25 protein-coding genes and 1 pseudogene are annotated in these 24368 nt (G+C 64.7%); 9 read left to right on the top strand and 17 right to left on the bottom strand.

Features of this window, described 5'->3' with window-relative positions; genetic code table 11:
• Nucleotides 1-213: 213 nt before the first annotated feature.
• A pseudogene (locus OKW37_RS05940) lies at nucleotides 214-1201 on the top strand (2-isopropylmalate synthase); the annotation flags it as partial.
• 197 nt (nucleotides 1202-1398) lie between these two features.
• Here the strand turns inward: OKW37_RS05940 and OKW37_RS05935 are convergent.
• Together OKW37_RS05935 and OKW37_RS05930 are read right to left on the bottom strand one after the other, a co-directional pair.
• On the bottom strand, nucleotides 1399-1782 hold the full coding sequence (locus OKW37_RS05935) for a nuclear transport factor 2 family protein (protein ID WP_008921685.1): 384 nt from the start codon (nucleotides 1780-1782) through the stop codon (nucleotides 1399-1401).
• A 41-nt stretch (nucleotides 1783-1823) separates the two neighbouring features.
• Nucleotides 1824-2384 (bottom strand): acyloxyacyl hydrolase, encoded by a 561-nt coding sequence (locus OKW37_RS05930; protein WP_429407560.1) that lies wholly within the window; start codon nucleotides 2382-2384, stop codon nucleotides 1824-1826.
• 354 nt (nucleotides 2385-2738) lie between these two features.
• On the opposite strand from OKW37_RS05930, the gene rpoH reads away from it, so the two are divergent.
• The 5 genes from rpoH to cydX all read left to right on the top strand — a co-directional run bounded on the left by rpoH (nucleotide 2739) and on the right by cydX (nucleotide 7251).
• Nucleotides 2739-3674, top strand: coding sequence for an RNA polymerase sigma factor RpoH (gene rpoH / locus OKW37_RS05925; RefSeq protein WP_184026837.1), 936 nt, complete (start codon nucleotides 2739-2741; stop codon nucleotides 3672-3674).
• Nucleotides 3675-4084: 410 nt separating this feature from the next.
• Nucleotides 4085-4345, top strand: coding sequence for a cytochrome oxidase putative small subunit CydP (cydP, locus tag OKW37_RS05920; protein ID WP_429407562.1), 261 nt, complete (start codon nucleotides 4085-4087; stop codon nucleotides 4343-4345).
• Complete coding sequence (locus OKW37_RS05915; protein WP_429356555.1) at nucleotides 4335-5927, top strand: cytochrome ubiquinol oxidase subunit I; 1593 nt, start codon at nucleotides 4335-4337, stop codon at nucleotides 5925-5927. The genes cydP and OKW37_RS05915 overlap by 11 nt, the downstream gene beginning before the upstream one ends.
• Before the next feature lie 34 nt (nucleotides 5928-5961).
• Nucleotides 5962-7098 (top strand): cytochrome d ubiquinol oxidase subunit II, encoded by a 1137-nt coding sequence (gene cydB / locus OKW37_RS05910; protein ID WP_429356554.1) that lies wholly within the window; start codon nucleotides 5962-5964, stop codon nucleotides 7096-7098.
• A gap of 36 nt (nucleotides 7099-7134) precedes the next feature.
• Nucleotides 7135-7251 (top strand): cytochrome bd-I oxidase subunit CydX, encoded by a 117-nt coding sequence (gene cydX, locus OKW37_RS05905; RefSeq protein WP_184062516.1) that lies wholly within the window; start codon nucleotides 7135-7137, stop codon nucleotides 7249-7251.
• A gap of 114 nt (nucleotides 7252-7365) precedes the next feature.
• Here cydX and nagE read toward each other — a convergent pair whose 3' ends face one another.
• The 5 genes from nagE to OKW37_RS05880 all read right to left on the bottom strand — a co-directional run bounded on the left by nagE (nucleotide 7366) and on the right by OKW37_RS05880 (nucleotide 14843).
• Nucleotides 7366-9180 carry an N-acetylglucosamine-specific PTS transporter subunit IIBC gene (gene nagE, locus OKW37_RS05900; RefSeq protein ID WP_429407565.1) on the bottom strand — a complete coding sequence of 605 codons (1815 nt, stop codon included), beginning with the start codon at nucleotides 9178-9180 and terminating at the stop codon, nucleotides 7366-7368.
• Between the two features lie 132 nt (nucleotides 9181-9312).
• The gene (gene ptsP, locus OKW37_RS05895; RefSeq protein ID WP_429407567.1) at nucleotides 9313-11919 is read right to left on the bottom strand and encodes a phosphoenolpyruvate--protein phosphotransferase; all 2607 of its coding nucleotides are present in this window, start codon (nucleotides 11917-11919) and stop codon (nucleotides 9313-9315) included.
• An 11-nt stretch (nucleotides 11920-11930) separates the two neighbouring features.
• Nucleotides 11931-12947: an SIS domain-containing protein gene (locus tag OKW37_RS05890; RefSeq protein WP_187612619.1), complete on the bottom strand. Its 1017-nt coding sequence runs from the start codon at nucleotides 12945-12947 to the stop codon at nucleotides 11931-11933.
• Entirely contained in the window at nucleotides 12931-14034 is a 1104-nt protein-coding gene (gene nagA, locus OKW37_RS05885) for an N-acetylglucosamine-6-phosphate deacetylase (RefSeq protein WP_090802908.1), read from the bottom strand. The genes OKW37_RS05890 and nagA overlap by 17 nt, the downstream gene beginning before the upstream one ends.
• A 74-nt stretch (nucleotides 14035-14108) precedes the next feature.
• Nucleotides 14109-14843 (bottom strand): GntR family transcriptional regulator, encoded by a 735-nt coding sequence (locus OKW37_RS05880; RefSeq protein ID WP_429407570.1) that lies wholly within the window; start codon nucleotides 14841-14843, stop codon nucleotides 14109-14111.
• A gap of 366 nt (nucleotides 14844-15209) precedes the next feature.
• On the opposite strand from OKW37_RS05880, the gene OKW37_RS05875 reads away from it, so the two are divergent.
• A complete protein-coding gene (locus OKW37_RS05875; RefSeq protein ID WP_429407572.1) occupies nucleotides 15210-16136 on the top strand; it encodes a bifunctional helix-turn-helix transcriptional regulator/GNAT family N-acetyltransferase in 927 nt (308 codons plus the stop codon).
• A gap of 77 nt (nucleotides 16137-16213) precedes the next feature.
• On the opposite strand, the gene OKW37_RS05870 is transcribed toward OKW37_RS05875, so the two are convergent.
• Nucleotides 16214-17026 (bottom strand): MetQ/NlpA family ABC transporter substrate-binding protein, encoded by an 813-nt coding sequence (locus tag OKW37_RS05870; RefSeq protein WP_429356550.1) that lies wholly within the window; start codon nucleotides 17024-17026, stop codon nucleotides 16214-16216.
• A gap of 270 nt (nucleotides 17027-17296) precedes the next feature.
• Here OKW37_RS05870 and OKW37_RS05865 point away from each other — a divergent pair, with 270 nt between their 5' ends.
• Nucleotides 17297-17587: a YciI family protein gene (locus OKW37_RS05865; protein WP_018419317.1), complete on the top strand. Its 291-nt coding sequence runs from the start codon at nucleotides 17297-17299 to the stop codon at nucleotides 17585-17587.
• A gap of 80 nt (nucleotides 17588-17667) precedes the next feature.
• Here OKW37_RS05865 and OKW37_RS05860 read toward each other — a convergent pair whose 3' ends face one another.
• Genes OKW37_RS05860 through OKW37_RS05840 form a run of 5 tightly spaced genes read right to left on the bottom strand, consistent with a single transcriptional unit; the run spans nucleotide 17668 to nucleotide 21787 of the window.
• Nucleotides 17668-18297 carry an SCO family protein gene (locus OKW37_RS05860; protein WP_429407575.1) on the bottom strand — a complete coding sequence of 210 codons (630 nt, stop codon included), beginning with the start codon at nucleotides 18295-18297 and terminating at the stop codon, nucleotides 17668-17670.
• A 4-nt stretch (nucleotides 18298-18301) separates the two neighbouring features.
• Entirely contained in the window at nucleotides 18302-19207 is a 906-nt protein-coding gene (gene cyoE, locus OKW37_RS05855; protein ID WP_429509778.1) for a heme o synthase, read from the bottom strand.
• A 5-nt stretch (nucleotides 19208-19212) separates the two neighbouring features.
• On the bottom strand, nucleotides 19213-20322 hold the full coding sequence (locus OKW37_RS05850) for a COX15/CtaA family protein (protein ID WP_429407577.1): 1110 nt from the start codon (nucleotides 20320-20322) through the stop codon (nucleotides 19213-19215).
• A gap of 22 nt (nucleotides 20323-20344) precedes the next feature.
• A complete protein-coding gene (locus tag OKW37_RS05845; RefSeq protein WP_429407579.1) occupies nucleotides 20345-21019 on the bottom strand; it encodes an SCO family protein in 675 nt (224 codons plus the stop codon).
• A 51-nt stretch (nucleotides 21020-21070) separates the two neighbouring features.
• Complete coding sequence (locus OKW37_RS05840; protein WP_184062534.1) at nucleotides 21071-21787, bottom strand: SURF1 family protein; 717 nt, start codon at nucleotides 21785-21787, stop codon at nucleotides 21071-21073.
• Nucleotides 21788-21898: 111 nt separating this feature from the next.
• On the opposite strand from OKW37_RS05840, the gene OKW37_RS05835 reads away from it, so the two are divergent.
• Entirely contained in the window at nucleotides 21899-22108 is a 210-nt protein-coding gene (locus OKW37_RS05835) for a twin transmembrane helix small protein (protein WP_008921867.1), read from the top strand.
• A 159-nt stretch (nucleotides 22109-22267) separates the two neighbouring features.
• Here OKW37_RS05835 and OKW37_RS05830 read toward each other — a convergent pair whose 3' ends face one another.
• The 4 genes from OKW37_RS05830 to OKW37_RS05815 form a co-directional block, all read right to left on the bottom strand.
• A complete protein-coding gene (locus OKW37_RS05830; protein WP_184054018.1) occupies nucleotides 22268-23125 on the bottom strand; it encodes a cytochrome c oxidase subunit 3 in 858 nt (285 codons plus the stop codon).
• Between the two features lie 127 nt (nucleotides 23126-23252).
• On the bottom strand, nucleotides 23253-23462 hold the full coding sequence (locus OKW37_RS05825) for a DUF2970 domain-containing protein (protein WP_184062536.1): 210 nt from the start codon (nucleotides 23460-23462) through the stop codon (nucleotides 23253-23255).
• A gap of 50 nt (nucleotides 23463-23512) precedes the next feature.
• Nucleotides 23513-24151 carry a cytochrome c oxidase assembly protein gene (locus OKW37_RS05820; RefSeq protein WP_184062538.1) on the bottom strand — a complete coding sequence of 213 codons (639 nt, stop codon included), beginning with the start codon at nucleotides 24149-24151 and terminating at the stop codon, nucleotides 23513-23515.
• Between the two features lie 42 nt (nucleotides 24152-24193).
• Nucleotides 24194-24328 carry a cytochrome oxidase small assembly protein gene (locus OKW37_RS05815; RefSeq protein WP_018419308.1) on the bottom strand — a complete coding sequence of 45 codons (135 nt, stop codon included), beginning with the start codon at nucleotides 24326-24328 and terminating at the stop codon, nucleotides 24194-24196.
• Between the last annotated feature and the right edge of the window lie 40 nt (nucleotides 24329-24368).

The following is a 24368-nucleotide window of genomic DNA, read 5'->3' as shown; positions in this document are numbered from 1 at the left end:
TCCTGCCCGTAGTTCCCGCAGTTTCGCTTCACCCCCGTCGTAGTTCTCCACAACCTGTCGTCGTTTGCATTCGTCCGTTTACCGCGCGGACGATGCGAGAGGATCACGTGTACGTTGCATGGGCAGCATCCGCAGCGAGCATGCGTGAACAGTCGGCCAACCGCTCGACGTCCCCACCCTCCGCCGACGACACCACGAATGAGGCACCTCTCCATGTTGCGCAATCCCGCTGAAAAGTACCGCCCTTTTCCCGCCGTCCGGCTGACCGGCCGCAAATGGCCGAGTCGCACGGTCGACGCCGCACCCGTCTGGATGAGCACGGACCTGCGCGACGGCAATCAGGCGCTGATCGAACCGATGAACGCTGCGCAGAAACTCGAATACTTCGAGATGCTGGTCGCGATCGGTTTCAAGGAAATCGAAGTGGGCTTTCCGTCGGCGTCGCAGGCCGATTTCGACTTCGTGCGCAAGCTGATCGACGAGCGACGCATTCCCGACGACGTCACGATCGACGTCTTCGTGCCGTCGCGCGCGGAGCTGATCGCACGCACGTTCGACGCGCTCGAAGGCGCGCCGCGCGCGATCGTGCATCTGTACAACGCGATCTGCCCGTCGTTCCGGCGCATCGTGTTCCAGCAGTCGAAGGATGAGATCAAGGCGCTCGCCGTCGAAGGCACGGGGCCTCATCAAGGAACACGCGCAGGCGCGGCCGGGCACGCGCTGGACCTTCCAGTACTCGCCCGAGACCTTCAACACGACCGAGCTGCCATTCGCGCGCGAGGTGTGCGACGCGCTCGCGCAAACGTGGCGGCCTACGCGCGATCACAAGATGATCGTCAACCTGCCGGCAAGCGTCGAAGCGGCCACGCCGAACGTGTTCGCCGACCAGATCGAATGGATGCATCGCAACCTCGGTTACCGCGACAGCATCGTGCTGTCGGTGCATCCGCACAACGATCGCGGCACCGCCGTGGCCGCGGCGCAGCTCGCGCTGCTGGCGGGCGCGGATCGCATCGAAGGCTGTCTGTTCGGCAATGGCGAGCGCACCGGCAACGTCGATCTCGTCACAGTCGCGATGAATCTCGACGCGATGGGTATCGACAGCGGTCTGGATTTCTCGGATCTCGCGACGATCAGGCGCGTGGCGGAACGCTGCACGCGGCTTCCGGTGGCGGCGCGGCATCCGTATGCGGGACAGGTAGCGATGCGCGGCACGCGCGAGGCGCGCGACGCGGATGCCGATATGGACGAGCACGGCGCAAACAGCCGCGACAAAGCTGGCGAATGCGCGACCGCGTGAATTCGCGTTGGGCCTCGAGCCTGCTGCAGCGGAGTGCACACCCACATTCCGCTGCCGCTGGAGACGCGCTCACGAGGCGCGCCCGCCCGATGAGAATCTCACTCGAGCGCGCAACGGGTCGCCTGCCACGCGATCAGTCGCCACTGCCCGTCTTCGTGCGTGTGAATCGCGGTATAGGCAATCGGAAACAGGAGCGCGCCGTTATTCGCCTCCATCTCGATCAGCGCGCGGCCCGTGACGACGTAGGTCTCGCGCCCGGCCGGCAAGACATCCTGCGACTGCACCTCGATTTGCCGATAACGACGGCGCCCCGCGGTGATCCCGTCGATGAACTGCCGCTTCGTCTCGCGCTTGCCATTCGTATGGACGTAGCTCACGTTGTCCGCGAGCAGCGTGTCGAGCGACTGCCCATCGCCATCGACCATCGCGCGAAAACGCTCTCGCTCGAGCCCGCGAATCGCTTCGATCATCTTTGCCGCCATTGCAGAGCCCCTCGAACACCGCGAGCCGCAGGCGGCCACGGTCAGAAGTGATATTGCAAATATAGCTGGCTGAAATTTATACCAGGATTCGGCTCTTTGATACCGCCATTGGAGACATGCTGGAAGCGGTAGCCGGCGACATACTGCTCACGAGCGCCGAACTGCAACCCGACGCCCGCCATCTCGGCGAACTGGAACGAGGTGCCCAACGTGAAGTCGGAAGAAATGCGCGGGCTGGTCAGCAGCCGGACGCCGGCACCCACCTCGATGAATGGCCGCACCGAACCCGACGACCTGATGAAGCGGATTACCGGCGTCACGCCGATCTCGCCGATGTTGTCGTGAACGTTTCCTTCATTGGTGTGCCACCACGCGACATGCGCCTCGCCGAGCAGCGCGAAATGCCAGTCGCCGATCTCCCACCAGGTCAGGTTTGGATCCCAGACCACGCCGAGATCGAGCGTCCTGACGTGATGGTCGCCGACGCCGGCGGCCACCTGCACGCCGAACTGCTCAGCTTGGGATGCGCCCGCCGCACCCAGCAGAACGGCAAACGTGCTTTTTAGAGTAAGCCCACGCACCACAAGATTCTGCCTGTTCATCCGCCCCCCATACTGCCGGGTATTAAGCGAGCGCCCCCTTTATTCCAAGCACGAATTCAAGAGCAAGTATTTCCCAGATAATGCCCCACGAACAGCAATTATTCTCTTAAAACGGGACGATATCAGTCAAACATGAGCCTGCAAGCGCTCCTGGCGGTACTTTGTACAGGTCCAACGCGCAAGGCAAATAGAGCGTATGATGGCTATCAGAAGTCAAAACTCAATAGGATTTTCGGGAACTCGGATGCCCCTGCGACCTCTAAGTATTAGCACTCGGTAGATCCGAGTGCTAACATCCATCGCTGGAGTCGTTTACTGAGTACGCTATTGTCTGATTCCAAAGGAGCTTCACACGTGAGCCATGCAATGACCCTTCCGAGTACTTTGAGCCCGTCGTCGGCTAAGGCCGCTCCGGCAGGTGCACTGGCGCTCTCGCATTCCTCGCTGCTGTCTGGTCACCTCGGCAACATCGACGCCTACATCCAGGCGGTCAACCGGATTCCGATGCTGACGCCGGCGGAGGAACGCCAGTTCGCCACCGAATTGCGCGAACACGACAATCTGGAGGCTGCGCGCCGCCTGGTGCTGTCGCACCTGCGACTCGTCGTGTCCATCGCGCGTAACTATCTCGGTTACGGGTTGCCGCACGCCGATCTGATCCAGGAAGGCAACATCGGCCTGATGAAAGCAGTCAAGCGCTTCGATCCCGAGCAAAACGTGCGCCTCGTGTCGTACGCGATGCACTGGATCAAGGCCGAGATCCACGAGTACATCCTGCGCAACTGGCGCATGGTGAAGGTCGCCACCACCAAGGCGCAGCGTAAGCTGTTCTTCAACCTGCGCAGCCACAAGCAGGGGCTTGGCGCGTTCACGCCGGACGAGATCGAAGGTCTCGCGAAGGAGCTGAACGTGAAGCGCGAAGAGGTCGCGGAGATGGAGACGCGTCTGTCGGGCGGCGATATCGCGCTCGAAGGTCAGGTCGAAGACGGCGAGGAGTCGTACGCGCCAATCGCCTATCTGGCCGACTCGCATAGTGAGCCGACTGCCGTGCTGGCTTCGCGTCAGCGCGACCGGCTGCAAAGCGACGGCATCGCAAGCGCGCTCGACGCGCTCGATCCGCGCAGCCGCCGCATCATCGAAGCGCGCTGGCTGAAGGTGGCCGACGATGGCTCGGGCGGCTCCACGTTGCACGAGCTGGCCGACGAGTTCGGTGTGTCGGCCGAACGTATCCGCCAGATCGAAGCCAGCGCGATGAAGAAGATGCGCGGCGCGCTGACCGAATACGCGTAAAGCGTCGAAGCCATGCGCGCGTCAATTGTGTCCCGCCCATGACATAGGTAAAAACGACACGCGTTAATCGGTCGCGCCATTTAGCGACCATCGCGCTCAAGCCCCGCCCTCGCAAGACGGCGGGGCTTTTTTCATTCCTTTCGTCCATTCTTTCGTCCACACGGCCGCGCATTCGCGTCGGCCTATCCGCAAGCCGGCCTGTCGAGGCCGGTAAGCGTTTCTTGACGTATCGCAAGTCCGGTAGCAATACTGCACAGACGCGGCAAGTTTCGCGACGTGTTGCCGCATGGCTAAACCTGAGCGCGCGGGGTTCACCTCCTACAATCGGCATGCATTCGCCAGACTGCCTGACGGCCAGGGCGGTCTGGATCCAGCCGGACTCACCGGCGTGAAGTCGTCTTCGACCGATCATGACCATAGCCCTGAATCGCAGCAGCACTGTCCGGTCGCGCTTGCGCGGCCGGTTCACCAGGTGGGCGCGCGGTCCAACGCTGGCGCGCGATATCGCCATCATCCTCGCCATCAAGTTCGTCCTACTGATGGCGCTCAAGTACACATTCTTCAATCATCCACAGGCGCAGCACATGATGCTGCCGCCTGAGCAGGTCGCGCAGGCGCTGCTGTCGGTGCCCGCCCCGCATCCGTCTCGAGGTGATCAACATGCCCGTTAGCGAAGTCGTAGAACTGTCGCGGTTCCAGTTCGCCATCACGGCGCTTTATCACTTTCTGTTCGTGCCGCTCACGCTCGGTCTCGCCTGGCTGCTCGTCATCATGGAATCGGTCTACGTGATGACCGGCAAGCAGATCTACAAGGACATGACGCAGTTCTGGGGCAAGCTGTTTGGCATCAACTTTGCAATGGGCGTCGCGACCGGCCTCACGCTCGAGTTTCAGTTCGGCACCAACTGGGCTTATTACTCGCATTACGTCGGCGACATTTTCGGCGTCCCGCTCGCCGTCGAAGGGCTGATGGCGTTCTTCCTCGAATCGACGTTCGTCGGTCTGTTCTTTTTCGGCTGGAACAGATTGTCAAAAATCCAGCATCTGATCGTCACGTTCTGTGTCGCGCTCGGTTCGAACCTGTCGGCGCTGTGGATTCTGATTGCCAACGGCTGGATGAACAATCCGGTCGGCGCGAAGTTCAACTATCAGACGATGCGCATGGAGCTCGACAGCATCGGCTCGGTGATCTTCAACCCGGTTGCACAGGTCAAGTTCGTGCACACGGTATCAGCTGGATACGTGACCGCGGCGATGTTCGTACTCGGCGTGTCGTCGTGGTATCTGTTGAAGCGCCGCGACACCGAGTTCGCGCTGCGCTCGTTCGCGATCGCCGCCGGCTTCGGCCTCGCGTCGGCGCTGTGCGTGATCGTGCTGGGCGACGAATCCGGCTATCGCACCGGTGAAGTCCAGCAGATCAAGCTCGCCGCGATCGAATCCGAATGGGAGACCGCGCCCGCGCCGGCACCGTTCACGATATTTGGCATCCCCAATCAGAAAGAGCAACGCACCGACTATGCGATCCGTGTGCCGTACGCGCTCGGCATTATCGCGACCCGCTCGCTCGACGAACCCGTGGTCGGCCTGCGCGACCTGATCGCCCAAAACGAAGGTCGCATCAAGGACGGCATGCTCGCCTATTCGGCGTTGCAGCGGTTAAAGGGCGGCGACTCCAGCGACGAGGCGCATGCGGAGTTCGACAAGTACAAGGACGATCTCGGCTACGCCCTGCTGCTCAAGCGGTTCACGCCGAACGTCATCGACGCGACGCCAGACCAGATCGCCGCGGCGGCAAGAAGCACGGTTCCGCCGGTGTTGCCACTGTTCTTCTCGTTCCGCACGATGGTCGGCCTTGGCCTGCTGTTCCTCGCGACCTTCGTGCTCGCCTTCTGGTTCTGCGCGCAGCGCACGTTGCTGCTCGAAAAGCGTCGCTGGTTTCTGCGCTGGGCGGTCATCGCGATTCCGCTGCCGTGGCTCGCCGCCGAGCTCGGCTGGATCGTCGCGGAAATGGGCCGCCAGCCGTGGAGCATCGCGGGCATTCTGCCGACCAACCTGGCCGCGTCGACGCTGACGCCGCGCGATCTGTATCTGAGCATCGGCGGCTTCGTTCTGTTCTACACGGGGCTGTTCGTCATCGAGATCATGCTGATGTTCAAGTACGCACGGCTCGGCCCTTCGTCGCTGCATACGGGCCGCTATCACCACGAGATCGGACAGCCGGTGACGCAGCCACTGTCGAACACGGCCGCATGACGCACCGCTGCACCGCCCCGGAGGAGAAACCCATATGGACTACGCAGTTCTCAGACTGATCTGGTGGGTGTTGATAGGTGTACTGCTGATCGTCTTCGCGCTCACCGACGGCTTCGACATGGGCGCAGCGATCCTGCTGCCGTTCATCGCCAACACTGACTCCGAGCGACGCATCGTCGTGAACACGGTCGGCGCGACGTGGGAAGGCAACCAGGTCTGGCTCGTGACCGCGGCCGCCGCGATGTTCGCCGCGTGGCCGCTCGCCTACGCGGCATCCTTCTCGGGATTCTACTTCGCGATGCTGCTCGTGCTGTTCGCGCTGTTCTTCCGTCCGGTCGGCTTCGACTATCGCGGCAAGCGCGAGGATCCGCGCTGGCGCAACGCGTGGGACTGGGGCCTCTTTATCGGCGGCTTCGTGCCGGCGCTGGTGTTCGGTGTCGCGTTCGGCAATCTGCTGCAAGGCGTGCCGTTCTCGTTCGATACCGATCTGCGCGTCACCTATCACGGCAGCTTCTTCGGCCTGCTCAATCCGTTCGCGCTGCTGACGGGACTCGTCAGCGTGTCGATGCTGGCCGCGCACGGCGCCGCGTTCGTCAAGTGGAAGACCGATGGGGTGGTTCACGAGCGCGCGTCGAAGGCGCTGCGGCTCGCGGCGCTGTGCACGGTGGTGCTGTTTCTCGTCGCGGGCGCGCTCGTCGCGACGATGATCGGCGGCTATCAGATCGTCGACGCGCCGCCGCTCGACGCCGTCTCCAATCCGTTGATGAAGACCGTGATCGGCGCGCCGGGTTTGTGGCTGAACAACTACGCGCTCTACCCGTGGATGGCGATTGCGCCGCTCGCGGGTCTCCTCGGCGGGGTGCTCGCGGTGCTGCTCGCGCGTTCGCGCTTCGAGGCGACGGCGTTTCTGTCGACGTCGTTGATGATCGTCGGCTTGATCTTGACCGCGGGCTTCTCGATGTTCCCGTTCATCATGCCATCGTCACTCGACGGCCGCAGCAGCCTGACCATGTGGGATTCCACGTCGAGCCGCCTGACGCTCGAGATCATGCTGTTCGCCGTCATCGTGTTCCTGCCGATCATCCTGCTCTATACGGGCTGGGTGTATCGCGTGATGCGCGGCAAGGTGACCGCCGCGGCGATCAAGGAAAACCACCATTCGATGTATTGACCGGCACGACGCTTCAACAGCAAACAGGAGTTGGCGATGTGGTATTTCAGCTGGATTCTCGGCGTTGGCGTCGCTCTGGCGTTCGGTGTCGTCAATGTGATGTGGCTCGAATCGCGCGAGGTGGCGCGCTCGGCAAAGCGAGGGACTCGCTAGGCGCCACGCTCTGGTCGTAAACGCGAAAGCGGCACCTTGGGACCAGGTGCCGCTTTTTTATTGGCGTGCTGCGATCGCCGTGCAACTCAACAGCGCTCGACAGCCATCAACCGATCACGCCGGCACCGGCGCCGCGCCCGCGCCGCCGCCTTGCGACGACAGGCGCTCGGCCAGCTTCTGCGCATAGCGCTGCGCGGCCTCGCCGACGACGATATGGAACGTGTCGGTCGACACCCACGCGGTATCGAGCGTCGCGAGGCGCTGACGATCGACCGCCGACGGATCGCGCACGACTACCCGCAGACGCGTCGCCGCGACCGCATCGAGCGACACCACGTTGCCCGCGCCGCCGAGCACGGCGAGCCAGCGCAGCGGATCGGGATCGAGCGGACCGCCTTGCGCGTCATCGGCGTGCCCAGCGTTTCGCGCGACCGGCGCGGCAGCGGTAGCCGCCGCGGCAGCAGCCGGCGCCGATACAGCAGCACCCGCCGCCTTCACCGCGTCGCCCTGACCCTGCGCGATCGCCGTACGCATCTCATCGGCGATGATGTCCGCCTCCGGTCCGATGATCACCTGCACGTTGTTCGTGCCGCGCTTGAGCACACCGCGCGCACCGATCGACTTCAGTTCGCTTTCCGAGACCTTCCCCGTATCGACCACAGACAGACGCAGACGCGTCGTGCACGCATCCACGACCGACAGATTCGCCGCGCCACCGAGCGCCGCGATATAGCGCTGCGCACGCGGCACGGCCGCACCAGCCGCCGGCGCGACGAAACCGCCCGCCGCGAACGACTCGACCTGCTCGTCGGCAGCGGCGGGCTCACGGCCCGGCGTCGCCATGTTGAACTTACGGATGAAGAAGCGGAACAGACCGTAGTACACGACCGAGTACACGATGCCGAGCGGAATCGCCCACCAGCCCTTCGTCGACAGACCGAAGTTCAGCACGTAGTCGATGAAGCCCGCCGAGAACGTGAAGCCGAGGTGAATCCCGAGTGCCGAGCAGATCGCGAGCGACAGACCCGTCAGAAGCGCGTGGATCGCATACAGCACCGGCGCGAGGAACATGAAGCTGAACTCGATCGGCTCGGTCACACCGGTCAGGAACGACGTGAGCGCCATCGAGAACAGCAGGCCGAACACCATCGCGCGACGCTCTTTCGGCGCCTCGTGATACATCGCGAGACATGCGGCCGGCAGGCCGAACATCATCACCGGGAAGAAGCCGGTCATGAAGGTGCCCGCGGTCGGATCGCCAGCGAAGAAGCGGTGCAGGTCGCCCGTGACGGGCGCACCGCCCGCCGGCGTGAAGGTGCCGAACACGAACCACGTCAGCGAGTTGAGGATGTGATGCAAGCCCGTGACGAGCAGTAGCCGGTTCAGCACGCCGAACACGAAGGCGCCGAGCGCGCCGGCCGTCGTGAGCCAGTGGCCGGCCACGTCGATCGCGTTCTGCACCGGCTCCCACACATGCCCGAATACGATGCCTAGCACCACGCAGACCACCCCTGTCACGATCGGCACGAAGCGTTTGCCGCCGAAGAACGCCAGGTAGTCGGGCAGCTTGATGTCCTTGTAGCGGTTGTACAGCAGCCCCGCGACGATGCCCGCGATGATCCCCGACAGCACGCCCATGTTGAGCTTGTCGTTGATGTCCTTCATCACCGCGATCTGCACCAGATAGCCGATCGCGCCAGCCAGACCCGCGACGCCGTTGTTGTCTTTCGCGAAGCCGACCGCCACGCCGATCGCGAACAGGAGCGGCAGGTTGTCGAAGATCGCGCCGCCCGCATCGGCGATCATCTTGATGTTGAACACGTCGGGCTGGCCGAGCCGCAGCAACAGGCCGGCCACCGGTAGCACCGCGATCGGCAGCATCAGCGCGCGTCCCAGGCGCTGAATCTTCAGAAACGGATTTCCATCCATCGGTATCTCCAATTTTGTCTCGTAGGGGTAGGTCTTGGTTGAGTGGTGCAGCTATACGGAGAATCGCGCCGCGCGTGAAGGCAGACGTGCTGCCGGGCGCACGGCGTGCGGGTTCTCAAATTCGTTAGTGTTTCAATCGAGGGGCCACGTGGCGCGGCTTGCGGCTCTGACCGCCTGCGCCGAGTCGAGCGCTAGCGCATCGCGGGCGCGCTGGCGACACAGCTGATAGTCGAGCGTGCGCACGCGTGCCTTGATGCCTGGCACGGAGACCGGATCGACCGACAGCTCGGTCACACCGAGGCCCACCAGCAGCGGCATCGCGAGCGGGTCGCCGGCGAGCGCGCCGCACACGCCGACCCATTTGCCGTGCTTCGCGGCACCTTCGACGGTCGCCGCGATCAGGCGCAGCACCGCCGGATGCAGGCCGTCCGCCTGCGCCGCGAGATCGGGCTGGCAGCGGTCCATCGCGAGCGTGTATTGGGTCAGGTCGTTGGTGCCGATCGACAGGAAATCGGCGTGCTGCGCGAGCTGATCGGCGAGCAATGCAGCCGACGGCACTTCGATCATCACGCCAACTTCGACCGGCTCCGATCTACCCGCTTCGCGTGCAAGTTCGTCGATACGCTTGCGGATGCGGATCAGTTCGCCCGCATCGGTGACCATCGGCAGCAGGATGCGCACGGCGCCGACCGGACGCACCGCGAGCAGGCCACGCAGCTGGTCGTCGAGCAGATCGGGGCGCACCTGCGCGAGGCGCACGCCGCGCAGGCCGAGCGCGGGGTTCGGCTCGGGCGGCAGCGTCAGATAATCGACTTCCTTGTCCGCGCCGACGTCGAGCGTGCGGATGATCGCGGTGCGGCCGCGCAACGCATCGACGATCGCCTGATAGCTGTGGCGATGCTCGTCCGCGCTCGGCGCGGCCGGGCGGTGGATGAACAGCAGCTCGGTGCGCAGCAGGCCGACCGCGTCCGCGCCGTTGTCGACCGCGGCGTTCGCGTCGTCGAGTGTGGCGATGTTGGCGGCCACTTCGATCGCGCGGCCGTCGGAGGTCGCCGCTGCCTGCTGCGACGTGCGGCGATCCGCTTCGCGCACGTCGGCGAGGCGGGCGCGTTCGCGTCGCGCGCGTTCGACGTCGAGTTCGGTCGGCGCGAATTCGAGCCGGCCGGTGCTCGCGTTCACCACCACCTGAGTGCCCTCGGGTATCGCATGCAACGCGTCGCCGAGCGCGACCAGCGCCGGAATGCCCGCCTGACGCGCGAGAATCGCCGCGTGCGAGGTCGCGCCGCCGCGTGCCATCACGAGCGCGGTCACGCGCGTGCGATCGAGCGACGACAGATCCGACGGCGTGAATTCGTCGGCCGCGAGCACCGCCTCGTCCGGCAGGGTGCGAGCCGCGCTGCTCGTGTAGCCGAGCGCGCGCTGCACGCGCTTTTCGATGTCGCGCAGATCGGCGGCCCGCTCGGCGAGCAGTGCGTCCTCCACATTACTCAGGATGCCTACTTGCGCGCGGATCGCTTCGCGCCACGCAAAACCGGCGCTCTTGCCGAGGCTGATCAGATCGCGCGCGGCGTCGAGCAGTGTCGGATCTTCGAGCAGCACGCGATGCACCGCGAAAATCCCCGCCTCGCCCACCGAGCCGCGTTGCGACGCATCGCGCACGATCGTGTCGAGATCGGCGTCGACGGTCGCGATCGCCTTGTCGAGCAGACGGCTTTCCGCCGCCGACGTGCCGCTCGCCTGCTCCGGCGGCTCGAGATCCGCGTCGTCCCAGCGCACCAGCTTGCCGAGCGCGATGCCCGGCGCGGCGCACACGCCCGCGAGCGTGTTCGGCGCGAGCGGCTCGCCCGCGGCGTGCGCCGCAACGACTGCCGCCGGTGCGGCCGCTGGCCGCGCCGCTTTCTGTTCGCGCTTCGGTTCGACCTCGCCGTGCGCTTCGCGCGTCAGTTCGTCAGCGATTGCATCGACCGCCGCCTGCGCGTGCGGACCGACGCCGAGCAACTCGACGCTAGCGCCTTCGCCAGCACCGAGTCCAAGCAAACCCACCACGCTTTCGATCGGCGCCTTGCGCCCGTCGTAGCGCACCTCGACCCGTGCGTCGAAGCCGCGCGCCGCTTCGCGCGCCCGCGCCGCGGGCCGCGCATGCAGGCCGCCCGCATGCGTCAGCGTGATCTGCCGGCGCGCTTCGTCCATCACGTGCGCGGCGCTCGCCTCGCGCACCGCGTCGTGGCTGACGCCCTCGCGCGCGCGCAGCACCAGCAGCGTCGTTTCGCCGGCCTTGACATGCCCGTTCGGCGCCCGCTCGATCACCTCGAACGCATCCGAATTCGCAATCGCGATCACCGAGACGAGGCTCGGCGCATTCAGCGCGATCTGGTCCAGATCGAACTCGATCAGCACGTCACCGGCGCGCACCTGCGCGCCCTGCTCGACCATCGGCGCAAAACCCTTGCCGTTCAGTCCGACGGTGTCGATACCGATATGCAGCAGAATCTGCGCGCCCTCGGCGCTCTCGAGCGTTACCGCGTGGCCGGTGCGCGCGAGATGCGTGACGACGCCGTCGCATGGCGCGACGAGCCGACCCTCGAGCGGATCGACGCCGATGCCGTCGCCGAACATGCCGCCCGAAAACACCGGGTCCGGCACCTTCGCGAGCGGCACGACCGGGCCGGTCAGCGGTGCAAGCAAAACAATGTGATTCTCGGAATGGCTCATCAGGTTGGACTTCTCGACACGTCGCATCGTCATTCTCGTCAGTGAGTTTCGGTGACTTTGTTGAGATGGCGAGGCGCGTCGGGATTGCGCCCGCGCGCGGCGGCAAGATCCGCGGCCATCACGTAAAAGGACAGGATGGCGGCGATCGGATCGAGCGCTGCGTGTGCGGTGGCGACGAGCGGCAGCGAGGCTTGCGTGACGTCATCGGGCGCCGCGAGCAGCACGCGCGCGCCGCGCGCGCTCATGTCGTGCGCGAGTTGCAGCAGACCCGCCTGCTCCGGGCCACGCGGCGCGAACACGAGCAGCGGATAGTCGCGGTCGATCAGCTCCATCGGACCATGACGCACTTCCGCGCTCGAAAACGCTTCGGCCTGGATGCCGGAAGTTTCCTTCAGCTTCAGCGCGGCTTCCTGCGCGATTGCGAGGCCAAGACCGCGGCCAATCACGATCATCCGTTCGATACCGCGCAACTCGTTCACGGCCATCGACCAGTCGAGCCGGCCCGCGCGTTCCAGCGCGTCGGGCAGCGTATTCAGTCCATCGAGCAACTCGGCGTCGTTCTGCCAATGCGCAACCAGCTGCGCGGAGATCGACAGCATGGCGATATAGCTCTTGGTCGCCGCGACGCTCAGCTCGGGACCGGCTACGAGCGGCAGATGCCATTCGCACGCGTCGGCGAGCGGCGAGCTCGGTGCGTTCACGGCGGCGACCGTCAATGCGCCGGCCGCGCGCAACGCGTTCATCGTGCCGACGAGGTCGGGGCTCTTGCCCGATTGCGAAAACGCGAGCGCAAGCTGGTCGCGCACCTGCAGCGGCGCCTGCTGCAGCGTCGCGACCGACATCGGCAGCGACGCGACCGGCACGCCGAGGCGGCTCATCGTCAGGGATGCAAAGTAGCTGGCGGCATGGTCCGAGCTGCCGCGCGCGACGGTCAGCGCGACATGGCGCGGCTGTTGCGCGAGCTTCGCGGCGAGCGCCGCGACGCGCGAGGTGTCCTTGAGCTGCTCGGCTACTGTTGCGGCGGACGCGAGCGCTTCCTTAAGCATATTCGACAATGGCTTCTCCTTCGACGTAGGTCGCGCTCAGCGCCAGCTCGCGGTCGAATACGACCACGTCGGCCCACGCACCGCGCGCGATGCGGCCGCGGTCCTCGATGCCGAGATAGTCGGCGGCGTAGCGTGACAAACGGTGGGATACATCGGCGATCGGCAGGCCGATCGAGACGAGATTGCGCAGCGCCTGATCCATCGTCAGCGTGCTGCCCGCGAGCGTGCCGTCGGCCAGACGTACGCCGCCGAGGCACTTGGTTACGTGCTGGCTGCCGAGGCGGTATTCGCCGTCGGGCATGCCGGTGGCCGACGTGCTGTCCGTCACCACATAGAGGCGCGGAATCGCGCGCAGCGCGGTGCGGATCGCCCCCGGATGCACGTGCAGCAGGTCGGGAATGATTTCGGCGTATTCGGCGTGCGCAAGCGCAGCGCCCACGAGGCCAGGGTTGCGGTGATGCAGCGGCGACATCGCGTTGAACAGATGCGTGAAGCCGCACGCGCCGTGCTTGAGCGCGGCGACCGCGTCGTCGTAGGTGCCGAGCGAATGGCCGAGCTGCACGCGTACGCCGCGCGCCGCCATCTCCGAGATGATCTCCATGTGGCCGGCGATCTCGGGCGCCAGCGTGACGACGCGGATCGGCGCGATCGACAGATACCTGAGCACCTCGTCCAACACCGCCGATACCGCCGCGTCGGGCTGCGCGCCGAGCTTGCCGGGGTTGATGTACGGCCCTTCCAGATGCACGCCGAGCACGCGCGCGCAGCCCGGCGTGCGCACCCGCGTGACATTGCCGAGCCCGGCGACGACGTTCATCAGCTCGTCGCGCGGCGCGGTCATGGTCGTTGCGAGCAGGCTCGTGGTGCCGTAGCGCGCATGCGTGCGGGTGATCGTTTCGATCGCGTCGCCAGCTTCCATCACGTCGGCGCCGCCACCGCCATGCACGTGCAGATCGATGAAGCCGGGCAGGATGTACGGTGCGTCGTTCGTCGTCGGATCGACGCGCTCGCCGGACAGCGTCGTGATGCGGCCGTTTTCGTATTCGAGCGTGCCGTGGATCCACCCTTCGGTGGTAAGTATGTTTCCGGTCAGCATGAGTCTCTCTGGTGCGTGATACGTATGCGGCAAATGGCGTCCGCCGGACTTGCGGCCTGCGAGGGCCGCGCAGCTCAGGTGCGCAATTCAGCGACGAAGTCGTAGTAGTCGTCGCGGCAATAGGTGTCGGTCAGCTCGATTGCGCGTTGATCCGCGCAGTAGCCGATCCGGGTGATGACCAGCAGCGCGGTGCGCGGTTCGATGTCCATCAGCGCGGCGATTTCGCTCGACGCGTTGACTGCGCGGAAGTGCTGCAACGCACGCACGACCGCCGCGCCGCGCTGCTCGAGATAGCTGTACAGCGAGTCGCCGATCACGAGCGGATCAGGCACGATCGCGACCGGCAGCGCCGAATGTTCGACCGCCATCACGATGCCGTCCGCGCGCCGCAGCCGCCGCAGGCTCGCGACGGCCGCGCCGGGTGACAAGCCGAGGCGCAGCAGCTCGTCGCGATTGGCGGCGCGCACGTCGCGTTCGAGCCAGACCGAATCGGGCCGGAAACCGCGCTGCTGCATCTTCTTCGTGAAGCCGGTGAGACGCGACAGCGGATCTTCGACGCGCGGCGTGATGAAGCTGCCCGCGCCGCGCGAGCGCCGGATCAGCCCCTGCTCGACCAGCAGTTCGATCGCCTTGCGCGCGGTGACGCGCGATACGCCGATCGCGTCGGACAGCGTACGCTCGGAAGGCAGCGCCTCGCCGGCCGACCAGACGCCGCAATGGATCGCCGTCGCCAGGTTGCGCGCGAGCTGCAGGTAGAGCGGCGTGACGTTGCGCACGTCAGGCATCAATGCGGACCAGCGAGTTTCCATGGGGCTCCAAGGACGCCGCGAGCAGTACAGCCCGGAAAATTGAGAGCCCATTATATAACCAACATAATACCAGTCAACGGACTGGTTCCATGCCGGTCCGGATCGCCGGAAAGCCTTGCTGAGTGCGGATCACAGCGGGATTCAACGGCTCCGTCGGAGGGATTTGCAGACCAGGGACTTTCCCGCATCGCACGCATTTGACGATACCAGCGAGTCGTTATCGGCTCCTGGTGGTATCAACAGCCCAAATAATCAATACCTATTTAATACCAGTTGGTGTCTCGCGGCGGTGGAGTGGCTTTGTAAATAAGGGTCGTGCCGATATAGTGCGCTGTACCGACCATAAAAAGTCCCGGGGAGCCGCCCTTGACAGATTCCGAGGCGCTGCGGCGCGCTCAGGCCGTCCGCCATTTCAATCGCTTCTATACCCAATGCATCGGTGCCCTGCACGAGCATCTGGCTCGAAGCGAGTTCTCGCTGACGGAAGTGCGCGTGCTGCACGAGCTATCGCGCGCCCGCGCGCAGACCGCGTCGGTGCTCGGGCGCGCACTCGGGCTCGATAGCGGCTATCTGAGCCGCCTGCTGAGCAGTTTCGAGCGACGCAAGCTGATCACCCGCCGTCCGTCCGACACCGACGCACGCCAGTCGCTGATCGCGCTCACCGAGCACGGCCACGCGATCTACGCGCCGCTCGACGCCGCCGCCATCCACGAAGCACTCGGCCTGCTCGACAGACTCAGCGCGCTATCGCAGGAGCAGTTGATCGCCGCGATGAAGCTGATCGAGCGCCTGCTCGGCGACAAGCCGAAGCACGAGCTCGTGGTGCTGCGTCAGCCGCGCGCCGGCGAATGTGGCTGGCTCGTGCATCGTCAGGCGCAGTGGTTCGCCGCGCAGTACGGCTGGGATCACACGTTCGAGGGCTTGCTCGCGCGCGTCGTCGCCGAGTACGCGCAGCGCAACGATCCGCTGCGCGAGAAGTGCTGGATCGCCGAACAGGAGGGTCTGGTGGTCGGCTCGGTTTGCCTCGTCGGGGTCTCGACGACGGTCGCGGGCGTGCGCCTGCTGTGGGTCGAACCGGACGTGCGGAAGCTCGGCATCGGCACGCAGTTGCTCAGCGAATGCGTGCGCTTCGCGCGGCGCGCGGGCTACACGAAGCTCACGCTGACCACCGCGAGCGCATTGGCGGAGCCACGGCGGCTTTGCGAGCGCGCTGGGTTCGAGTTGGCCGGCAGCGCCGCGCAGCGCCGCTTCGGCCAGGATCTGACGATCGAAAGATGGGAGCTGGAACTATAAAAAAAGCACGCGCCTGTACGGCGCGTGCCTTTCCTGATGCCATGCGGCTGCGCTTGCGATCGCGCTGAACGCGTCGCTTAGAACGACGGCACCGTCGAACCCTTGAACTGCGTCTTGATGAACTGGCGCACGTCTTCCGACTGATACGCCGCGACCAGCTTCTTCACCCATGGCTGATCCTTGTCCTTCGCGCGCACGGCGATCAGGTTCGCGTACGGGCTGTGGATGTCTTCGAGCGCGATCGCGTCCTTGGTCGGCTGCAGGCCGGCGGCCAGCGCGAAGTTCGTATTGATGACGGCTGCGTCGACGTCGGCGAGCGAACGCGGCAGTTGCGCGGCGTCGAGCTCGACGAACCTGATCTTCTTCGGATTGTCGACGACATCGAGCGGCGTCGCGTTGTTGCCGCCCGTGGCCGCGCCGTCCTTCAGCTTGATCAGCCCTTGCGCCTGCAGCAACAGCAGCGCGCGATTTTCGTTCGACGGATCGTTCGGCACCGCGACCTTCGCGCCCTGCGGCAGGTCCTTCAACGACTTCAGCTTCTTCGAGTACGCGCCGAGCGGCGAGATGTACGTGAGGCCCGCGTTGACGAGCTTGTAGCCGCGCTGCTTGATCTGGCTATCGAGGTACGGCTGGTGCTGGAAGCTGTTGGCGTCGAGGTCGCCCGCGTCGAGCGCGGCGTTCGGCTGGATGTAGTCGTTGAACTCGACGACCTTCACGTTCAGGCCTTCGCGCTTCGCGACCTTGGTGACGACTTCCCAGATCTGCGCGTCCGGGCCGCCGATCGTGCCGACCTTGATGACCTTGTCGTCGGCGTGCGCGCCGAAGCTGGTCAGGATCGCCGCACCGGCGACGACTGCGGTGAGGGCTTTGAGGATATTTCTGCGCTGCATGTGATTCTCGCTGTTGCGGTTCGACGTTTGAGTCGATGGCTCCGATCGATGTCGGAGTCGGATGAAATGGGCGGCGCTCCGGTTCGTGCTGGCGCGCCGTCGGCCAAGTCCAAAATTGTTTCATATGGGCGGCAAGTTGGGAAATACCCTTACCGCATATGGTTATGCGGAGCGCAAGCGCAATGGCTAGCGCAACGCAAAACCCGCGGCTGACCGATAATCCAGAGCCGTAGCCGCGCACGGCCCACTCACCCGCCCCTGAGAACGAACATGTACGTGATCAACCTGATCTACACCGCCCCGCTCGATCGTATCGACGACGCGCTCGACGCGCATCGCGCGTTTCTCGCGGAGCAGTTCGACGCGGGCATCTTCGTCGCGGCCGGGCCGAAAGTGCCGCGCGACGGCGGCATCATCCTCGCGGTTCGTATCGAGCGCGACAGGCTGGATCGCATTCTCGCGAGCGATCCGTTCGCCCTGCAACAGCTCGCGCGCTACGAGGTGACGGAGTTCAAGACGACGCGTCTCGCGCCGGGGCTGAATTTGCCGATTCCGGTCTGAGCGCGAGTTGCGAAGAGGGGAGGGATGCGGGGAGGCGTGAGCGGCGCCGCTTTAAAAAGCCGCCTGCGATGCGATGCGCGTCAATCAAGCAGCAGCTTGAGGTCATGCACCCATGGTGTCGCGCCTTGGCCATCGCGCGCGAACAGACGCAGCTTGCCGTCCGTGTCGAACACATAGCTCGCGGCCGTGTGGTCCATCGTGTAGCTGTCGGGCGTCTTGCCCGGGACCTTCGCGTAGTACACGCGGAAGTCTTTCGCGACCTTCGCGAGCTGTTCTTCGCTGGCGGGACGCAAGCCCACGAAGCTCGGATTGAACGCCGGCACGTATTGCGCGAGCAATTGCGGTGTATCGCGCTCGGGGTCGACGGTGACGAACAGCACCTGCACGCGCTTCGCGTCCTCCGGACCGAGTTGCTGCAACGCCTGTGACAGCTCGGCCATCGTCGTCGGGCAGACGTCCGGGCAATGCGTATAGCCGAAGAACAGCACGACGACCTTGCCTTTGTAGTCGGCAAGCGTGCGGATCTTGCCGGACGTGTCGGGCAACGAGAAATCGCTGGCGAATTGCGTATTGCCGGTGATGTCGAGATTCGTAAAAGCCGGCGGCTGCTTGCCGCAACCCGTCATCAGCAGTGTGCCGCCCAGCGTCGCGCCGAGCACGCAAGCCATCACAGCGGCGCGCGCAATGCGCGCAAAGCGATTGTTGAGCATGGTGTTACGCGCCTATCACGACGCGCGCGTAGTGGTCGATCAGCAGCGCGGCGAACAGCAGCGACAGATAGACGATCGAATAACGGAAGGTTTTGCGCGCGAGCTCGTCCGAATACTCCCGGTAGATCTTCCACGCATAAGCGAGAAACACGGCGCCGAGCAGCACCGCCGACGCGAGATACACGACGCCGCTCATGCCGGAGACGAACGGCATCAGCGTGACCGCGAACAGGATGACCGTGTAGAGAAGGATATGCAGGCGCGTGTACTTTTCGCCGTGCGTGTTCGGCAGCATCGGCAGGCCGGCGTTTTCGTAGTCCTTGCGGCGATACAGCGCGAGCGCCCAGAAATGCGGCGGGGTCCACACGAAGATGATCAGCACGAGGATCCACGCGTCGGCGGGCACGTGGCCCGTTACCGCGGCCCAGCCGAGCGCGGGCGGCATCGCGCCCGACGCGCCGCCGATCACGATATTCTGCGGCGTGGCTGGCTTCAGCAGCAGCGTATAGATAACCGCATAACCGACGAACGTGGCGAGCGTGAGCCACATGGTCAGCGCATTGGCGAACGTGTACAGCGTCCACATGCCGAGGCCGCCGAGCACGGCCGAGAACAGCAGGATCTGCGGGGTGGTGATTTCGCCGCGCGCGGACGGACGCCACGACGTGCGGCGCATTTTGGCGTCGATCTGCTGCTCGACGAGGCAGTTGATCGCGAACGCGGCGCCGGCCAGCAGCCAGATGCCGACCGTGCCGCCGATCAGTACGGTCCATGGCACCATGCCCGGCGTGGACAGGAACATGCCGATGACCGCGCAGAACACCGCAAGCTGCGTAACACGCGGCTTGGTCAGTGCGAGATATTGGGAGACCCGGCTGCCGGGCGTTTGGGAGAGTGTTGTGCTGTCCATGTGAGTCACGCTGGCGCGGCTTCGCGCGCAGGGAGCGCGGCGCGGCCGGGACGGCTATAAGCGACCCGAAAGTTTAACATAACGAGCAGCAGCAGCAGGATCGCGGCCCCGCCGTTATGGGCGACCGCAATCGGTAACGGCCATTGCAGCACGATGTTCGACAAGCCGGTGACGAACTGGATCAGCACCACCAGCAGTACGCCGTTGGCGGGTCGCCGCAGTGACTCGAAGCGGCGCATCTTCAACGCGAACCACACCAGATAGGCGATCACAGCGAACGCGAACGTGCGATGCGTCCAGTGAATCGCGACCAGCGCATCCTGCGTGATCATGTCTCCGTCGCCGGTCATGCCGAGCGCGCGCCACAGGTGGAAGCCGTGCGCGAAGTCCATCGGCGGAATCCATTGGCCGTTGCAGGTCGGGAAGTCGGTGCACGCGAGCACCGCGTAGTTCGTGCTGACCCAGCCACCGAGCGCGATTTGCAGTACCAGCAGCGCGAGACCCGCGAGCGCGGCCACGCGCCAGCGCGCGGCCGCGGGCTCGTAGGCCGGCAGCGGCGTCAAGCGCGCCGCGATCCAGCCGAGCGTGCCGAGCAGCGCCAGGCCGAGCAGCAGATGCGTGGTCACGATGATCGGCTGCAGCCTCATGGTCACGGTCCACGCGCCGAACACGCCCTGCACGACGATCAGCAGCAGCAGCGAAGTCGGCCACCACGGCGACACATGCAGCGGACGACGCTTGATACGCGCCGTCCAGGCAATGATCGTCTGCGCGATGATCAGCACGCCGATCGCCATCGCGAAGTAGCGATGGATCATTTCGATCCACGCCTTCGTCATGCTGACGGGGCCGCTCGGCATCGCCTGATAGGCCGCGGAGATCGCCGCGTGCGCGATGAACGGCGACGACGTGCCGTAGCAGCCGGGCCAATCCGGGCAGCCGAGGCCCGAATCGGTGAGGCGCGTGAAGCCGCCGAACATCACGAGATCGAGCGTCAGGAAGGTGGTGAGCCAGACCAGCTTGCGGAATTTGTTGTCGTCGGCCTTGACCCACACGTAGGACAACGGCAGCAACGCGATACACAAGCCGATCAGGCCCAGTTGCAATACGAACATCTCATTTACCCAGGTTGCGGCGTCAGCCGATGGTCGACCATTTGAGCAGCTTGGTCAGGTCGCCTTTGATCTTGCTCGGGTTCGCGTCTTTCGGAAAACGCATCATCAGATTGCCGTTCGGATCGACCAGGTAGATGTGGTCGGTGATCCGCGTGCCGGTGTCGGCGGGCAGCCACGCGGCGAGCTGCGCCGGATCGGCGATCAGCATGTCGGTGTTGGGGTAGGCGGTTTGTATCACGTCCGCGACCTTGTCTGCATCGGTGCGCAGCCACACTTCCATGACGCGCTCGCGTTCCGGGCCCTGAGCTGCGCGGATTTGTCGCATGAAGTAGAGCTTCGTCACGCAGGCTTGGTCGCACGCGCTGTTGTCCACCGAGATCATGAGCCAGCGGCCATGCAGCGAGGCGAGCTTCAGCGGCTTGCCGTCCGCGCCGGTGACCATGAGCGAGTCCGGGATCGGCCGTTGCGGCTCGATCAGCGCGCCGTAGTTCGTGCTGCCGCCGGTCGGCTTCACGACGAAGTACATGAAGTACGAGATCGCGATCGGCGCCGCGCAGATCACCGCGAGCAGCAGCAGCACCCAGCGGCCGCGCCGCCACGAGCCCGGGCCGTTCGGTTGGCCGGGCATCGCTTTGGCCGCGGCGGGTTTGCCGCTGGATTTGCCAGCTTCCGGCGAACGGGGAGTTTGAGTCGACACTACAGAACCTCTTTCAATGTTTGGACGGCGGCGAGCCGTGCCTTGCGTTCCTCACGCGCCCGGCGCGTGCTCTTTTTTGCCCGCGCGGCGCGCCGCATACAGACCGAAGGCGAGCGCGGCGGCGGCCATGCCCCACCACTGCAGCATGTAGCCGTAGTTGCGCTCGACGCCGGTGGTCGGTGCGGGCCAGTCGCGCACCAGGCCGTCGCCGGCATCGCCGGTCTGCTGGATCACGAACGATTGCAGCGGCAGCCCGGTCTCCGCGGCGTACGAGCCGACATCGAGATTCTGCCGGATCAGGCGATGCGCGGCCGATCCGCCCTCGCCGAGCTCGAACGCGCGCGACGCGTCGGCACGCGCAATCCCTTCGATCTCGACCTCGCCCGGCGGCGTCGTGTACGGCGCGATGGTCTCGCGATTGCTCAGGTTGCGCGGCAGCCAGCCGCGATTGACGAGCACGTAACCGCCGTCGGCGAGTTTAAAAGGCATCACGACGTAAAAGCCCGGCTGATCGTTATACGGACGATTATCGAGGTACACGACCTTGTTCGTGACGAAAGTGCCGCGCGCTTTCACGCGATGAAACTCGACGTCCTTCAGCGCGAGCGGCGCCGCGCTGACCGGCAACGCGGGCGCGTTCTCGAACTGCGTGATGCGCGCCTCGAGCGCTTCCTTCTGATGCGCGCGATCGCGCTGCCAGAAACCGAGCCGCATCGTCACGACGACGACCAGCAGGATCAGCAGCGCGGGAATCAGGCGAAACTTCATTGCTGGCGCTCCGGCATCGCGCTCAGGGCCGCCGGGAACCTGCGGCAGACGCCCGCTCGCGGTGCGATAATGAATGTCTTGCCACTGCGCTTTCCGGTTTCAGTTGGTTCCATGCACATTATCGTTCCCATCGCCTTTGCTCTCATCATCGCCAGCATGGTGTCGGCGCTGTATTTCATGATGCACGACAAAGGCAAGACCAAGCGGATGGTCTGGTCACTCGCCACGCGGGTGGGCCTGTCGATCTCGCTGTTCCTGTTCATCCTGTTCGCACACTGGATGGGCTGGATTCAGTCGACTGGGATTCCGTACGGGCGCTGACGCTCGCGGATAGGTCGCCGCCGCATCCCTTCAGCGGCAAATTTTTCTCGCCGCCAAACAAAACGCCGCCCTGAGAGGTCGAGGGCGGCGCTGCATTCAGCCTTGCATACTGCTCGTGCGCGCCGCCTGAACGGCGTTGCGCGCACGGATCTGGCCGCATTACAGCCAGTACACGACGACGTACAGCCCGAGCCACACGACGTCGACGAAGTGCCAGTACCAGGCCGCGCCTTCGAACGCGAAGTGATGTTCCGGCGTGAAGTGGCCGCGAATCAGGCGCACCAGCACAACGGAGAGCATCGTGCCGCCGAGGAACACGTGAAAGCCGTGGAAGCCGGTCAGCAGGAAGAACGTCGAACCGTAGATGCCCGAAGCCAGCGTCAGGTTCAGCTCGTTGTACGCGTGGAAGTATTCGAAGCCCTGCAGGAACAGGAAGCTCACGCCCAGCACGATTGTCGCCGCGAGCCACGCAATCGCCTTCTTGCGATGGTTGTCGCGCAGCGCGTGGTGCGACACCGTCAGCGTCGCACCCGACGACAGCAGCAGCGCCGTGTTGATGGTCGGCACCGGCCACGGCTGCATCGACTTGTAGGTGCCCACGAGTTCGGCCGGGCCGTTGTTCGGCCACACCGCCGTGAAATCCGGCCAGATCAGTTTGTAGTCGAGGCTGCCGAGTTGATGCAGCGCGATTTCGCGGGCATAGAACAGCGCGCCGAAGAATGCGCCGAAGAACATCACTTCGGAGAATATGAACCAGCTCATGCTCCAGCGGTACGACCGGTCGACGTTCTTGCCGTACATGCCGCCTTCCGACTCGGCGATCGCGTCGCCGAACCAATGCCACAGCGTAAAGAGCAGCCACAGCAGACCGATGAGCACGCCAAGCGGCGCCCAGGTATGGTCGTTGATCCAGGCCGCAAGCGATCCGAGCATGACCAGCAACCCCGTAGCGGCGCTGATCGGATGCCGCGACGGATGCGGTACGAAATAGTACGGGCTCTCGTTTTGACCGCTCATTCTTGATTCTCCACTTCAGTCCAGTTGTTCCGGAATCTCCGGCTGTATCTTCGGCGGCGCGTCGATACCGCACCGCTTCTCTCTAATTCGTGGGCTCTTCTCTGCTGTGCTGTGCCCTGCTACTGCCTCAACCGACCACGAGGTGCACGACCAGAATCAGCACCCCGATCAGAACCGCCGCGCCGATCAGCGCCGCCACGATCACATGCAGCGGGTTCAGTTGCGTCGCGTCCGCCTCGAGATCGCGGCGCTTGCGCACGCCGAAAAACGACCAGAACACCGCGCGCATCGATTGACCGAAACTGCTCTTGCGCGGACTGCCGCCGTTATCGTTCATCTCGCTTCGTTTTCCTTCGTTCGTCCGCGGCTCGCGCCGTCAAATCTGCTTCAGGCCGGCTTCGCGGGAGTGGCTGCCGCGCTGGTCACTGCATCGTTCACTGCATTCGCCTTCGGCGCCGCATCATCCGCGCTAGCCGCCGCCGGCGTGTTCAACTCGAAAAACGTGTACGACAGCGTGATCGTCTTCACGTCCTTCGGCAACTTCGGGTCGACGACGAACACCACCGGCATCCGCTTCGTCTCGTTCGCGTTCAACGTCTGCTGCGTGAAGCAGAAACACTCGATCTTCCTGAAGTACTCGGTCGCCTGCTTCGGCGCGTAGCTCGGAATGGCCTGCGCACGGATCGTGCGCGACTGCTCGTTGCTGACGTCGTACATGACCGTCGTTATTTCGCCCGGATGCACGTCGAGACTGCGCTGCTCCGGCTTGAAACCCAACAGGCCCCGCGCGTTCGCATCGAATTCGATCGAAATCGTGCGGCTCATGTCGACCTGCGTATTCTTCGCCTCGCGCGCTGAAACGTCGCGCTGCACGAGGTTGTTCACGCCGGTGATCTGGCAGATCGCGCGATACATCGGCACCAGCGCGAAACCGAAACCGAACATCATCAACGCGACGACGAACAGCTTGATCAGCATCGAACGGTTGAAAGAGCGGTCGGCCTCGGCCGGCGGTTGCGTCGACATCTGAATCCTCAACAAACCTGCATACGGACTGCGAATGCGGCGTTAGCTGAACCAGCACTGCTTCAGAATCGCGCTCGCGAAAAACACCGCGGCGATCGCGAACATCACCAACCCTATCCGCCTGTTGCCCGCGCGAATCTGCTCGGGCGTACGTCTTTCCTGTGGATTGCGCGTCATGCTCGACTTTCCGAGTACGGTTCTTGACTGGCGAGGCCGC

Origin of the sequence: Paraburkholderia sp. MM5482-R2 (genome assembly GCF_050436125.1) — a bacterium.
GTDB classification, from domain to species: Bacteria; Pseudomonadota; Gammaproteobacteria; order Burkholderiales; family Burkholderiaceae; genus Paraburkholderia; species Paraburkholderia tuberum.
Note: the sequence above shows the minus strand (reverse complement) of the source record. Positions and strands in the feature narration are given on the sequence as shown.